The organism is Lactococcus sp. EKM203L, assembly GCF_011800585.1.
In the GTDB taxonomy this organism is placed as follows: Bacteria; Bacillota; Bacilli; order Lactobacillales; family Streptococcaceae; genus Lactococcus; species Lactococcus lactis.
Window position 1 is genome coordinate 1 of the sequence record NZ_JAALEQ010000005.1, and the last position, 13,733, is coordinate 13,733.

Annotated in this window: 13 protein-coding genes, 1 tRNA gene and 2 pseudogenes; 4 read left to right on the forward strand and 12 right to left on the reverse strand. The window is 34.0% G+C overall.

The window, feature by feature from the left end; genetic code table 11:
• The 4 genes from HFD15_RS09355 to HFD15_RS09370 form a co-directional block, all read right to left on the reverse strand.
• Positions 1–170, reverse strand: a 170-nt coding sequence (locus tag HFD15_RS09355; RefSeq protein WP_167595008.1) for a bacteriocin, incomplete at its 3' end; no start/stop codon positions are given.
• A 104-nt stretch (positions 171–274) separates the two neighbouring features.
• Positions 275–348: transfer RNA gene (locus HFD15_RS09360), tRNA-Met, on the reverse strand.
• 570 nt (positions 349–918) lie between these two features.
• Positions 919–1,776: an aldo/keto reductase gene (locus HFD15_RS09365; protein ID WP_023189246.1), complete on the reverse strand. Its 858-nt coding sequence runs from the start codon at positions 1,774–1,776 to the stop codon at positions 919–921.
• A gap of 16 nt (positions 1,777–1,792) precedes the next feature.
• Positions 1,793–2,266 carry a flavodoxin family protein gene (locus tag HFD15_RS09370; RefSeq protein WP_029343960.1) on the reverse strand — a complete coding sequence of 158 codons (474 nt, stop codon included), beginning with the start codon at positions 2,264–2,266 and terminating at the stop codon, positions 1,793–1,795.
• Positions 2,267–2,481: 215 nt separating this feature from the next.
• Here HFD15_RS09370 and HFD15_RS09375 point away from each other — a divergent pair, with 215 nt between their 5' ends.
• The 3 genes from HFD15_RS09375 to HFD15_RS09385 all read left to right on the forward strand — a co-directional run bounded on the left by HFD15_RS09375 (position 2,482) and on the right by HFD15_RS09385 (position 6,110).
• Complete coding sequence (locus HFD15_RS09375) at positions 2,482–2,883, forward strand: MerR family transcriptional regulator (RefSeq protein ID WP_023189244.1); 402 nt, start codon at positions 2,482–2,484, stop codon at positions 2,881–2,883.
• A gap of 490 nt (positions 2,884–3,373) precedes the next feature.
• Positions 3,374–5,131, forward strand: coding sequence for a CocE/NonD family hydrolase (locus tag HFD15_RS09380; protein WP_167593605.1), 1,758 nt, complete (start codon positions 3,374–3,376; stop codon positions 5,129–5,131).
• A 67-nt stretch (positions 5,132–5,198) separates the two neighbouring features.
• Entirely contained in the window at positions 5,199–6,110 is a 912-nt protein-coding gene (locus HFD15_RS09385; protein ID WP_010905843.1) for a LysR family transcriptional regulator, read from the forward strand.
• Between the two features lie 269 nt (positions 6,111–6,379).
• Here the strand turns inward: HFD15_RS09385 and HFD15_RS09390 are convergent, their stop codons facing one another.
• From HFD15_RS09390 to HFD15_RS09415, 6 genes and pseudogenes are all read right to left on the reverse strand, one after another.
• Entirely contained in the window at positions 6,380–7,309 is a 930-nt protein-coding gene (locus tag HFD15_RS09390; RefSeq protein ID WP_023164174.1) for a N(5)-(carboxyethyl)ornithine synthase, read from the reverse strand.
• Between the two features lie 38 nt (positions 7,310–7,347).
• Positions 7,348–7,551, reverse strand: a pseudogene (locus tag HFD15_RS09395) (CorA family divalent cation transporter); the annotation flags it as partial.
• Positions 7,552–7,684: 133 nt separating this feature from the next.
• Complete coding sequence (locus HFD15_RS09400) at positions 7,685–8,236, reverse strand: Asp23/Gls24 family envelope stress response protein (RefSeq protein ID WP_003131027.1); 552 nt, start codon at positions 8,234–8,236, stop codon at positions 7,685–7,687.
• 20 nt (positions 8,237–8,256) lie between these two features.
• The gene (locus HFD15_RS09405; protein WP_010905844.1) at positions 8,257–8,445 is read right to left on the reverse strand and encodes a DUF2273 domain-containing protein; all 189 of its coding nucleotides are present in this window, start codon (positions 8,443–8,445) and stop codon (positions 8,257–8,259) included.
• A gap of 9 nt (positions 8,446–8,454) precedes the next feature.
• Positions 8,455–9,015, reverse strand: coding sequence for an alkaline shock response membrane anchor protein AmaP (gene amaP / locus HFD15_RS09410; RefSeq protein WP_003131026.1), 561 nt, complete (start codon positions 9,013–9,015; stop codon positions 8,455–8,457).
• 34 nt (positions 9,016–9,049) lie between these two features.
• Positions 9,050–9,292, reverse strand: coding sequence for a GlsB/YeaQ/YmgE family stress response membrane protein (locus HFD15_RS09415; RefSeq protein ID WP_003131025.1), 243 nt, complete (start codon positions 9,290–9,292; stop codon positions 9,050–9,052).
• Positions 9,293–9,785: 493 nt separating this feature from the next.
• Between HFD15_RS09415 and HFD15_RS09420 the strand changes: the two genes are divergently transcribed.
• The gene (locus HFD15_RS09420; protein ID WP_003131024.1) at positions 9,786–10,628 is read left to right on the forward strand and encodes an aldo/keto reductase; all 843 of its coding nucleotides are present in this window, start codon (positions 9,786–9,788) and stop codon (positions 10,626–10,628) included.
• 472 nt (positions 10,629–11,100) lie between these two features.
• Here the strand turns inward: HFD15_RS09420 and HFD15_RS09425 are convergent.
• Together HFD15_RS09425 and glpO are read right to left on the reverse strand one after the other, a co-directional pair.
• Positions 11,101–11,837: pseudogene (locus tag HFD15_RS09425) on the reverse strand (MIP/aquaporin family protein).
• Positions 11,838–11,887: 50 nt separating this feature from the next.
• Positions 11,888–13,717 carry a type 1 glycerol-3-phosphate oxidase gene (gene glpO / locus HFD15_RS09430; RefSeq protein WP_058208368.1) on the reverse strand — a complete coding sequence of 610 codons (1,830 nt, stop codon included), beginning with the start codon at positions 13,715–13,717 and terminating at the stop codon, positions 11,888–11,890.
• Positions 13,718–13,733 lie beyond the last annotated feature (16 nt).

Genomic DNA, 13,733 nt, shown 5'->3' on the forward strand with positions numbered 1-13,733 from the left:
AGATTTTCATGAGGATTTGCTTTAGCAAGTGTCAAGGTTTCTCTATCCACAACTCTGACATCATGGTTTTCTAATTCTACAATTAATGCATTCTTATAGAGATTAACATCTCCAGAAACGACTGTTGCTTGTTCCCCATTAGATAATGTAATTTTATCTCCTGTTTTCATTTTTCACTTCCAATCTAGGCTTTGCCTATTTAACGAAAAAATTTTACTACTTAAGGGTGAGTTCTATATAAGAAAAATAAGGGCTCCCTAAAGCCCTTAAAATATTGCGGGAACAGGATTTGAACCTATGACCTTCGGGTTATGAGCCCGACGAGCTACCTAACTGCTCCATCCCGCTTCGCAAGTATAACACTAATATCAGTTAAAGTCAATTTAACCCTTAAAGTTCAATAATTATTTAACTAAAAAGGATTTTTATGAACAGAACTCAAAATTTTTCTCACATCAGAAAACTTATTACTAGGTATATAACTAATATGCTTACTACAAACCCAAAAAATAGTAAGCTTATAATCGCTTTTTTCTCTTTATTTTTATTCGTTAGACATTCCTCACTCTTATTAGCGACTTAATTCTTTATCACTACACATTATTTTAAAAAAGCTACTCACAATTGAGCAGCTAATGATGAAGGTGTGGTGCTTTCGCTAAACCACCCATGAGCTAAGTATATCACTTTAATTCGAAATTACAATAGTAATCAAAAATAGAAACCAATTTTGGTTTCTATTCCACAACAGAGACTGTGATCTCATAAATTTAAGTATAGCACCATATAAAAGTTAATACTAACTATTAGTTTATTAATGAGTACAACTACAAGACTAACTACTGCAATAATATTGGAGACAATGCTTCCAATAAGTTCGATGAGTGTAAAAAATATATTTTTATATTGATTTATATATCAAATTTCTCGTTCTTTAACAAGTTTTTCAAAAAAGTCTACAGTCTTGGGATCATCATGATCAAAGAACTGGCTACCAGATGTTTGTAAAGTACCAATTTGTTCCTTATCTTCTGATGTTAAGCTGAAATTAAAGATATCAATATTTTGTTTCATGCGATCTTTCTTTACTGATTTAGCAAGACTGACAATCCCTCGTTCATATAACCAACGTAAAATGACTTGTGCGGGACTTTTGCCGTATTTTTTGCCAACAGCTAATAAAATTTCATTTTTAAAAATGCCATTTTTCCCCTCTGCAAATGGTGCCCATGCCTCTAATTGTACATTCCCACGTGATAAAGCGTTTTGCAAATCCTCCTCTCTTTGATGAAACGGATTGATTTCAATTTGATTTATCTGTGGTACAGTATCTTGAAAAGCAATAATATCTGCTAAACGTAGTTCATTAAAATTAGATACACCAATAGCTCGTATTTTACCTTCTTTTTGCAAATCTACAAGTGCTTTATAGCTCCCAAATACATCCCCAAAAGGTTGATGAAGTAATACTAAATCAAGATAATCAAGTTTCATTTTTTCTAGTGATATTTTAATAGAAGTTTTCGTATTCTCATATCCATAGTTACTGAGCCATACTTTAGTGGTGATAAATAAGTCTTCTCGAGGAACAATGGTTTCGGCAATAGCATCACCAACTTCTTCTTCATTAAAATAAGATTGAGCTGTATCAATGTGTCTATAACCTACCTCAATTGCATCTAATACAGCTTGTTTCGTTTGTTCCTGTGGAATTTGGAAGACTCCAAAACCCAATACAGGAATTTCTACCCCATTGTTTAATTTAAATGTTTTCATTTTTTATCTCACTTTCTTAAATTCTGTTATTTTTTTCAAATTTGACTTTTAATAGATGCAATTCTCTCTCATTAGTAGCTGCACCTTCCCAAATCATTTCTGTTTGAGTTGCAAATCTTCCCATAGTGTAGAGGATTAATTCCTTTGAAAGTTCAGTCGGAGCTGAACCTTGGAGGAAAAAGTATAGATGTTTCCCTTTGAAGGGATTTTCCAGACTGCTTTCAGAACTTCTATCTATGAACGTTTTTAATGCACCACTCATATAGTGCCAATAAACTGGAGTTCCAATGATTAGTACTTTACTATTTTTAATTTCAGTAAATATCTTGTCTAACTCATCATTATTATCACTTTGCCCTAAAAATCCGACTTTATAATTTATTAAGCTCAAAGTTTTGTAATCATATTTTTTTAGAAGTCTCATCCCCATCTGGACTGTATTTCCGTTCAGGTGCTGACTTGAATTAATAAACAATATTTGATTATTCACATCGCCCTCCGTTCATTTTGATTGACCTAATATAGCAAGCCACTTTACTTAATGTCCCCAAGCTGATGAGGTCATTATAATTAAAATACCTAATAATATAAATAAGTGTATATCACATCTCCTTGTTTATATTATTAATTTCTGGTACTATTTAAGTATACTACTCGTGTGTAACACCCGGTCAAGTAATAAATATTATTTTAGGAGATTTTTTTATGTATACTATGAAAGAAGTTTGTGATTTATGTGATATGACATATGATACACTCAAATTTTATTGCAACAAAGGATTGATTCCTAATGTTAAAAGAGATAAAAATAATTATAGAGTTTTTAGTAAGCATGATGTAGATTGGATTAATAGTCTTTCATGTTTAAAACAGTGCGGAATGTCAATTATAGAAATGCAACAATACTTGGAATACTGCCTTAAGGGACAAGATACAATTAATGAACGAAAAATTATGTTGGCTAAGAAAAAACAAGAGCTTTTGGCTAAACTTAAAACAGTTGAGGATTCAATAGAATATATTGATAATAAGCAAAAGTTCTATAATGATGTACTTAATGGTACTATAAGATATGAGAGCAATCTCATAGCCGAAAGTAAAGAGTAAAAAATTATATTTAAAAAAATGACTACAATTATGCAGTCATTTTTTAGTATTTTAAATTATTTAGATTTGTTGAATTTAATAAAAAATATAAATAGATTTTCTCTAAGTAGTTCTTTAAAGTACCAAAGATAGATTGGGACTTTCCGAGTACTTCCTTGATACGAAAGATTCTTATCTTATTTTTAACGATTAAAATAATAACGCTCTCTCATTTTTTGGTATATCTTTCCGAAAAAGTTTGCTTTTTCTCATATTAATTTGATTAATTTTTGTAGATACAATACCGACTCTAATACCGACCTTAATACTGACTTATTTTAGAGATTAAGTTTTTGTCAGAAAGTTTGAACCTTTTTCTGCAATTTTTCTTAGCACTATTCAAAAATTGAATACCGAGTTTATATTTACAAACATTATTCATAATTGGTATTTTACAAGTACCGGTACACCACTTATAATAAGCTTATAAAATAAAAGTTGGAGGCCAAATATGGTTGTGAAAATTACAGATAAAATGAAATTTAGTCGTTCTTTCGATTATGTCGATAATGGTATAGAACATGGTGTGTTAAGTAAGTTTGAACCTAAAGAAATTTTATTAAAGAAAGGAACGCTTATTGCTGAAGGTTTTAAACCGTTGGATTGTGATATCAAAATGCTTAAAGATGTCCCTGTGAAATTAAGAGACGGTGTAACAATTTATACAGACATATACTTACCAAATAACTGTAAAAAAGTTCCGACACTTATTGCTTGGAGTCCCTATGGTAAGAGTGCTGGGACTGCACCTCGCTATAAGAATCTCTTCAATATGCTTGGTATGGGAAATGCATGGAATTCTGGTCTAACAAAATTTGAAGCACCAGATCCTTCATATTGGTGTGCACATGGGTATGCTGTATGCAATCCGGATATGAGAGGGATTGCACATAGTGAAGGGAATACCACTATGGTAGGGTCTCAAGAAGCCCAAGATGGTTATGATTTAATTGAATGGATTGCTAGTCAAGAATGGAGTAATAGTAAAACAGCACTTACTGGCACCTCTTATCTTGCCTTTTCTCAATGGTATATAGCTGCTGAACAGCCTCCTCACCTTACTTGCATTAATCCTACTGAAGGACTCTCAGATGGTTATAGAGATTTGGCTTTTGTTGGAGGAATTCCCGATAAAAACTTCATTGAGAGATTACAAGTTAATCATGTAAGTGCAAAAGGAGCGAAGCGTGAAAATTTAGTAAAAGAGATGGACTGCTATCCTTTAGCCACTGCTGAAGTTTGGAAAGATAAAGTGGCTGATACATCAAAAATTACTGTACCTGCTTTTGTCATTGCAAGTTATTCTAATACACTTCATACGATGGGGACTTTCCGCTCTTGGAGAAACTTAGGTTCAAAAGAAAAATGGTTGAGAATTCACGATAAGCAAGAATGGCCATACTATTATGATAAAGATAATGTTGAAGAATTGCGTCGTTTCTTTGATTATTACTTATTAGATAAAGACAATGGTTGGAATAAAACTTCACAAGTTCGTTATTCATTAATAGATTTTCAAGGAAATAATACTAACGATATCTCAACGGGCACATTCCCACCCTCAGAAACCTCAAATACAAAATACTTCTTTAATCCACTTACTAGAACTCTGCAAGATAATGCGGGGAAAACGGATGTTGTATTACGATACGATACTCAAAGTTTGCCAGGAAAAATTTCCTTTCAGAAAACTTTTGATAAGAAAACTACGTTTGTAGGTTATCCTAAGCTCAAATTATACATGGAAGTTGAAAATTATAATGATATGGATGTTTTTGTGTGGCTACAAAAACTAGATAAATTTGGTAACGTACTAAGTGAATTTGTTGTACCTAATCACGGTGCAGTATTGCAAGACTTTACCCAAAATGGTGCCTCAGCACTCCGATATAAAGGTGCTTGGGGGAGGTTAAGAGCTTCAATGCGCCATCTTGATGTAGAACATTCAACTGACGAAATCCCTGCTTATAGTTTTGATCGAGTTGAAAAACTCTCTGAGAAACAAATAGTAGAACTTGATATTGTCTTAAGCCCAATCGGTCTTTCATATGATAAAGATGAAACGCTTAGAATCGTTATAAGTTCAAAGGATGAACTCGGCTCAGTAATGCCAGGCACACCTGGTTGCACACCTGATAATGGAGGGATTCACATTTTGCATACTGGAGGTATTACTACTTCTTATCTTCAACTTCCTCTTCTAAACTAATTATTCTGCCTTTTACCATATGACTTTAGGGATCATTTATGATATTCTAGTAATGATCGGAGGCCAGATGAAATTATCAACTCTACGATATTTTGTTGAGGTAGCAACTGAGAACAGCTTCACAAAAGCTTCACAAAATTTATTTATCTCTCAACCAACTTTAAGCAGAAGGATTCAAGAATTAGAGTCAGAGTTAGGGGTAACACTCTTTAACCGCAATAACACAAATAATATAATCCTTTCCCCAGAAGGTAAACAATTACTGGTGAAAGTTAGAGATGTTTTAGATCAAATTGAATCTATATCAGGGATGTTTGATCCTGAAGGGCCTAACAAGAACAATAAGGCATCAATTAAAATTGGATGTTTAACCAATTTTGACTTTAGTAAATTGTACGATTTAATAGAGCAGTTTAAAACACAATACCCAAACGTAAAATTTATAATTGAACAAGGTTCTCCCATGGAGCTAAATGATGGATTATTGAACAGGACGTATGATTTGGTACTTAATTTAGATAATTATATTTCTAATAATGATGTGCTCAAAACTTCTTTATATAAAAATAATAATTTACAAGTAGCCATTCAAAATAATCACAGATTAGCATCAAAACAAGAAATACAATTTTCTGATTTAACTGATGAAACACTTATTCTCATTGAAAGAAATAAATCCCCTCTGGTATTTGATTATGTAATCAATCAATGTTTGAAACATGGTTTTCATGCAAAAGCTAATTATTATGTTAAGAATTTAGATGAGGGACTTTCTAAAACATCACTTGGAGAAGGGATTTCATTTCTTTACTCAGGCATGGATAATGGTTATTTATCAAAAAAATATCGTGTAAAATTTTTAAATTTGAACGAAGAGAAAAGTTCACAAAATTTGGTTTATGCTTTTCAAGAAAATAATAATCCTATGTTGGATGAATTTTTAAACTTCGTTCATCAAAATAGATCTGATTTATATTAAAAACTCATCTTGCTATTCATTGCAAGATGAGTTTTTGACTGACCATAATTATTTTATATGTTATTAATACCAATCCGCTTTGTACAAGCTTTTTTTATATAAATTAGTAAACAAAAAGTACCTAATTGCGACAGTCAATTTTTTACATACATTTTATTATGCATAAAGCTTATTTTAATGTAATTGGTGATAGAATGAGCTAATATATTTTTTGCTACTATTGCTGCTGCGGCAATGGAATTAATACTCAAAGAAATATAATTGTTTCTTCAAGATTTAATACTTAAAAATCGTGAACAATCTTCACTAAAGATATTCTCGCTCAAAATCTTACTTAAATCTTGACTCACATTTCGGTAGATCAGTGATGGAGTATTAGGAACAACATAATAGTATTTTCCATCATTTTCGTAGATGGGGTCATCCATACTAGTAAAATGCGTTCCTTCAATAGTATTTCCAGCATCAGCTGCTACATCAATAATAAAAGTCCCTTTTTTCAATGATTTTTGTTCTGAAAAGCTTAAAATTGGATCATCCTCTTTCCCAATTTCAATTCCATTGATGATGATGTCGTACTTTGTATAATTTTCTTTGAAGATGGACATTGTTTTTCGATAATACATTCGGATGTTTGAGGAATATTTTGAGATACTACTAAAGGCCCCCTGTGCAACATTTCCGGAACCTAAAATAGCTATTTTTGTCTCTTCAGTTGGAATAAATCCATATTGCAATAAAGCATCAAGGACACCTGCATAGCCTGCGTAAAAACTATTTTTATATAAAAGTCCCTTCGGAATACCTGATTCAAATATCTCATTTTCATAATAAATACAAGGTGAATTACTATCTAAATCTACTACAATTAACTTTTTAGGTAGAGCTTGCTCTTTCATGAATAATCGTCCTGAACCAAAAGGATGTGTCCACCCTATAATCATCTGCCCCTCTCTAAGATAAGGGTAATCAGTAGGCTGGATGAGTTTTAGTGAGAAGATTGCCTCTGATTCCGAAAAAACCTCAGCTCTTGATAAAATATGACATCCTTTATCAATGTATTCTTGATCATCAATATCTAAAAATTTTCCAAACCCCTCCTCTACTAATATTTCATTTTTAAAATCTTTAATGTCTTTTGGTAGAAGTGGGACTCGTCTCTCTCCTGGGAAGTTTGCTTTTACTAGGCCAATTTTCATAGTTTTTCCTTCTTCTTTCTATAATTTTATAAATTTCTCTAAAAAGTTTTTTTCTTTTTTAACCAGTACCAAACTAATACACTGATTAGAAGCGAAACAACCACTACAAATAACGAACGATAATGGACGACTTGAAAAGGCAACTTGAGATTTCCCCAAAACCCGTAAGTAATTGTTGGTATTGTTAAGACAATGGTAAGCTCAGTTAATATTTTCATAATATTATTCGACTGCTTCGATATAGTCTATCATGAAAGATTTCCTTAGACCTATTGACTTGATACTTCTATCTAAATAAAAAACTATATAATTGAAGTAACTTACTAAAAAAGCCTCACAATAGAGGCCTTTGTTCATCAGGATTTATCTAGAAATTTATTTAACTCTAGCTTCTTTATCTGTACTGTCTTCTACTTTGTCTTTTACTTTATCAACTTGTTCAGAGGTGAATTTTCCAGTCGTTTGAGCCGCACTAGTCACTCGATCTTGAATACTTACATCATCATCTTTTTGTTGCTCTTTCGTTTTAATATCTGTGACTGTTACGTTAACTTCAACAACATCTAATTCTGTCATTGCCGCAACCTCTTTACGAATGACTTCTTTAATTTTTTCATAAATATCAGGCACATTCTTATGATATTCTGTAACTACTTTCAAGTCTACTGCAACTTGTGTTTTACCAACTTCTACGTCAACGCCTGTTGTAACATCATCAGTATTAATAAGTTTTCCTGTTAGGTTTGAGAAGAAGCCACCTTCTACGGAAAGAAGTCCATCCACTGATTCTAATGCTAGTCCTACAATCTTTTGCACCACTTTATCTTCATAAGTCAAAGCCCCCTTAATTTCTGGTTGGGTTTCCTTTGTTTTAGGAGTTTCTTTTTCTGCCATTGTTCCAAATGCTTTCATGTTTTCTTGTACCATAATATTCTCCTTTTATAATGTTATTTACGATTTATAAATAGATCAATGATTCCTGTCCTCTTTAAAAATAGACCAATATAAATTCCTAATCCAATTAAAAATAAAACCAGAATCATTTTCCAAAATCCAATAGTGAAGATACACAGAGCAATGAGTGCACCTACGATTCCTCCTATAATCGGGTATCGATTTTTTTCGAGATAATCCATTGATCCCTCCTATATAACACGTTGTCGTTTAGGGCTATCGTCTTTACTTAATGTATTGACTTTTACTTTAAGTTTAACTGTATGTTCCAATCCAAAGAAACTTTTTAACCCTTCAATAATTTCCTGTTCCAGAACTTGGGCTTTTTGTGCCACTTCAACTCTAGGAATAATCTCACCTTTTATATCAATTTTTATCTTATTTTTAAAAAGTGAAACAGTAATTTTTGAGTTTTTAAGGTAATCATTTTCTTTTACTTTTTCACCTACAAAACCTTCAATGGCAGACTTTTTTAAAGTTAAATCTCCATTATTTGAAGTGAGTTGTACATCCATATAGGTTAGAGGGTAAAAAAGGATTACAATCAAGGCGAGAATTAATATGACTGTTAAAACGATGTTCCCCCAAAACAAATAGTCTGTCATATATTTGCCTATGAAGGGAATGTTACTAGAGGTCGTTGTCATCCAATCATATTCCATGAAATTGTAATAATCCCAAGTCATTGGTAGAACAAGTGTAAGTAAAAGGAGATCAAGGATAATTAGTATTATTTTCTTTCCAGTTGCCAAAATTCCTCCTTTCTAGATCTTAAAATCTTAAGATCTAATGATTCATTCTAGATAAAAAGAAAGAAACTACAGCAACCACAATCACTGCTCCAACAATGGATGGTATTAATGCCATACCAGCTAGCGAAGGTCCCCAAGTTCCAAGTAATGCTTGACCCACAAAAGATCCAACTAACCCTGCTAAAATGTTAGCAATCCAGCCCATTGAACTTCCTTTATTTGTAATCGCACCAGCGATTAATCCGATTAATGCACCAACAATTAATGACCAAATCATAAGCCACCTCTTTCTTTAGAATACATTTTATGATCTAACTCAAATCTAACACAATTAGAAAGCGCATTCAAATGATATGACTTATTTTATAATTTATTAATACTATATTTAGCTTCAACTATCTCAGAAAGACTATTAAAGAACTGAATAATGTCCTTTACTTAACCCTAATTTTTATTATATCTCTCATTTTTTAAGCACGATAATATTATATGCTACCATCAAATCGCATGTTTTAAAAATCTTTTTTTAATATCTAAATTTGCATCAAAGATTTGCTCCTGGTATGATAAAACTTATACAATAGAGGTAAAGCTTATTGGAAAAACAATAATAAACATATTATTTCACAATTGAGTATAGTTACGTTAAACTTTGTACTATACAGTTAACGATTAGATATTCGATTAACTTTGAAAACCTGCAAAAGTTTAGTATTATTGACATAATATTCATAAACTTAAACAATCAGAAAGGAAAATAGAACAAGAAAATGATTGAACAAGAAAAATATACGCTTAATGATGGACATTTGATTCCTAAAATAGGGTTAGGAACATTTCAGATTCGTGGATATGAAGGGGTGGAGCAAATTTTAACGGCTATACAAAGCGGTTATCGTTTACTTGATACCTCAACTAATTATGATAGCGAAGGAGCAGTTGGAGAGGCAATTCGTCGTTCTGGCATCCCTCGATCAAATTTTTTTGTGACAACTAAGCTACCTGGTAAATATCATCATTTTGAAGATGCTTTGAAGATGATTGAAGAGTCTTTATTACGAACAGGATTGAGCTATTTTGATCTTTACTTGATCCACTGGCCACTACCAAAGCGAGATAATTATGTTGAAGCTTGGAAAGCACTAATTGCAGCAAAAAAAAGGGGTCTTGTAAGATCAATTGGGGTATCTAATTTTGAGGAAGACCATCTCGACAAAATAATTCAAGAAACTGGTGTTATACCAGCAATTAATCAAAATGAGATTCACCCTTACTGGCCTCAAGAAAAGCTATTAAAAATTAATAAAAAGTATGGCATTTTAACTGAGGCATGGAGCCCTTTAGGCCGAGGTAGTAAAGAGCTTGAGGAAAGCCTGATTCAAAACATAGCTCAAAAATATGGTAAGGATACTGGGCAAATCATTCTAAGATGGCAAGTTGAAAGAGGTATTATACCTATTGTTAAAGCAACTTCTCCAGAACACCAAAGAAGAAATATAGATATTTTTGATTTTTCACTTTCTTCTGAAGAGATTAATAAAATCACAGCCTTAAAACAAGAAAATGGCAGGGTAGATAATCAAGATCCTAATGAGTATGAAGAATTTGTGTAATTGTATTACTCTGCTCTTGAATAATTAATTTCAATTGAATATATGAAGAATTGTTTCAAAAAAAACCACTAAAATTTTCAAGTGGTTTTTTAGCTTCTATTTTGAATCATTTTAAAGGAATCCTCCAATATTCCCATATTCGAAATAAAAAAATATATGACATGCACAACTAAATAATATATCCCCCCTTACAGAACATCTATATTGTAATCATCAAACATATCTATGGAATGGCCTTAGATAACTACCAATACCAGGTTGTATAATCTAACAGTAGAAATCAAGTACAAGTAGGAAACACTTAAACATGCTGGGCAGACTTTCCATAATCATCAATAATTATATTTGAATTAAATTTTTTCTCAATTGATTTTGTGACTTTGATTATAGAAAATTTTTTCTTATGGCTCATTTATTTTTAATAAAAAGAGTTAGAACTTTGTCTAACTCTTTTTTTGTATATTATTTCAGTTTATTTACTTGCAAATTGAATAACCATGTTAAAGAGAAGGGCGCCCAAGCTACCTCCAATGATTGGACCTACGACAGGAATCCATGCGTAAGACCAGTCTGAATCCCCTTTGCCTTTGATAGGCAAGATAGCGTGCATGATACGGGGACCTAAGTCACGTGCGGGATTTAAAGAGTATCCTGTTGTTGCACCAAGTGATAAACCAATAGCTGTGATGATAGCACCCACTAAAAGAGGTGAAACACCTGAAGTTTGCGTAATTGCGTATTGACCAAAGGCCAGAATACCTGTCGTTAAGACTGCTGTTCCCACAATCTCACTGATTAAGTTTGAACTCGTCTGGCGAATGGCAGGACCTGTAGAAAACGTGCCCAAGATATCTGCTGGATTCTTTGTTTCAGCATAGTGAGGGTAAAACATTAGGTAGAGGATAATGCTGGCTACCATTGCACCAAGCATTTGCGCAATAATATAAGGAAGAACCAAACTCCAGCTAAAGCTCCCAATCATTGCCATTGCAATTGTTACTGCTGGATTCAAATGGGCTGGCGACATAAATCCAGAAATGTAAACCCCATCATTACTGCAAATCCCCAACCGAGAGTGATAGCAACCCAACCCGCTCCTGTTGCTTTCGTTTTGTTCAGGACAACGCCTGAAACGACCCCGTTACCAAGAAGTATTAAGATAAATGTTCCTAAAAATTCACCAAGTAGCTGTACCATTTCTGAGTGCATATTGACCCCTTATTTCTATTTTTTATTTGTTTCAATCATTTTTGCATTTTTTACTTCTTCAAATCCGACAAGTCCGATTCACGAAGTGCTTCTTCCAAAGCTTTTTCTTGTTCTGCCTTTTCTTCTGCAGACCAGCCAAGGTCGTCCGCCATGGCATTGACAACATGTACCTTGATAGCATCTACTCCTTCACGCATAAACAAGATGTGGTTGGTACGACGAAGCAAGTAGTCCACTGGTGTTAAGATCATTTCATCCTCAAGCGCATAGCGAAGACGTGCGGATTCGGCTAGAGATAAGCCTTCATAAGCTTCCATTTCAGAAGCATAGGCAAAGACTTGGAGTGCATTCATACCATAAAAGTCAGCAATGTATTTTGCTTCTTCTTCTGTAAGACCTGCAGCGACACCAACTTTCATGTTTTCAGCAACAACTTCTTCAACTTTAGTTGGGTCAAATTCGCCACCAGAGATTTGGTATTTTTTAGAGTCAATAGGTTCGTATTTCAAACCAAAGTCCTCCTCAAGCAATTGGCAAATAAGCTCCATCGCACCTGCCGCCATTTTACGGTAGTCCGTGATTTTACCACCCGCTAAAGTAATCAAACCATCGCTCTCGCGTTCAAGTGAGCTGCCACGAGAAACGGAAGATGGTGCATCTCCTTTTTCGGAAAGGCTTGATTCCATATTGTTCAACAAATACTCCACTTCGGCTTTTGTTGCTGTTTTATTTTTATAGCGGAGCACCGCCTCAACGACAGCGTTAAAGCTGGTTTCAGAGACCGCACCATTATCACCGCCGTTATAGTCTGATCCAGAATTTCCGCCTAACAATGGACGCAATCCTGCCCATGAAGCTTCGATGTCATTAATCGTAATATTTGCTTCTGGGTAACGGAAATTAATAACATCCAAGAGGTAATCTACATCTTCTTGAGTTACTTTTGGATCGGTAAAGTCGCCATGATAATCCGTATCTGTCGTACCAAAATAAGTTTTATTTTCACGTGGAATGGCAAAGACCATGCGTTTATCGTGTTTGCCTGTATCAAAATAAGTTGGTTGTGGTACAGGCAATTTGGCCGCATCTACTACAAGATGGACACCTTTTGTTGGACGCATTTTGGGCACGATGGGACGAGTGAAGTTCAGGTAACGGATCTTATCTACCCAAGGTCCACTTGTGTTAATCACAAGTTTAGCTTTGACTTCAATGACTTGATCTGTCAACAAATCACGCGCACGAATACCAGAAATTTGTCCATCCGTATAGATAAAATCAATCACTTTCATCTTGCTTATGGCTTGGGCACCGTCTTCCACAGCTTTTTTGATGTTATCAATCACCAAGCGGGCATCGTTGTTACGGTAGTCAAGATAGACTCCAGCCCCTTGCAAACCTTTTTTCTTGATGAGTGGCTCGCGGCGCAGGACTTCTTCTGGTGAGATAGTGTAGTTGGCATATGGCGAATCTTCATCCACACCGGCCAAACGGTCATACAAATCCATCGCAATTTTCACAGAAAACATATCAAACGTTGTCTTGCCTTCATCATCGTAGATAGGAAGTAACATCGGATCTGGCTTAGGAATATGTGGCGCAATGCCTTGAACAACAGCGCGTTCTGAAACTGTATCGGAAACGACTTCGACATCGAAGTTTTTGAGGTAACGGATGCCACCATGCACGAGTTTTGTTGAGCGTGAGGATGTCCCTTCTGAGAAATCCTGCATTTCAAGTACAGCAACTTTCATGCCAGCAGCCGCCGCTTGTAATGTCAAACCAGCACCAGTGATCCCTCCTCCGATAACGAGTAAATCCATCTCTTCATTTTGAATTTTTGTGATTGCTTCTTGTCTTGTTTTTTTAGAAAAAGCCATTTCTATTCTCCTTTTA

Bases quoted from the DNA above. Each gene is read 5' to 3' on its own strand.
- HFD15_RS09390 (WP_023164174.1), bottom strand. From the start codon at position 7,309: ATGAAAATTGGCCTAGTAAAAGCAAACTTCCCAGGAGAGAGACGAGTC.
- HFD15_RS09385 (WP_010905843.1), top strand. From the start codon at position 5,199: ATGAAATTATCAACTCTACGATATTTTGTTGAGGTAGCAACTGAGAAC.
- HFD15_RS09415 (WP_003131025.1), bottom strand. From the start codon at position 9,292: ATGATTTGGTCATTAATTGTTGGTGCATTAATCGGATTAATCGCTGGT.
- HFD15_RS09420 (WP_003131024.1), top strand. From the start codon at position 9,786: ATGATTGAACAAGAAAAATATACGCTTAATGATGGACATTTGATTCCT.
- HFD15_RS09375 (WP_023189244.1), top strand. From the start codon at position 2,482: ATGTATACTATGAAAGAAGTTTGTGATTTATGTGATATGACATATGAT.
- HFD15_RS09380 (WP_167593605.1), top strand. From the start codon at position 3,374: ATGGTTGTGAAAATTACAGATAAAATGAAATTTAGTCGTTCTTTCGAT.
- HFD15_RS09400 (WP_003131027.1), bottom strand. From the start codon at position 8,236: ATGGTACAAGAAAACATGAAAGCATTTGGAACAATGGCAGAAAAAGAA.
- HFD15_RS09365 (WP_023189246.1), bottom strand. From the start codon at position 1,776: ATGAAAACATTTAAATTAAACAATGGGGTAGAAATTCCTGTATTGGGT.
- glpO (WP_058208368.1), bottom strand. From the start codon at position 13,717: ATGGCTTTTTCTAAAAAAACAAGACAAGAAGCAATCACAAAAATTCAA.
- HFD15_RS09405 (WP_010905844.1), bottom strand. From the start codon at position 8,445: ATGGATTATCTCGAAAAAAATCGATACCCGATTATAGGAGGAATCGTA.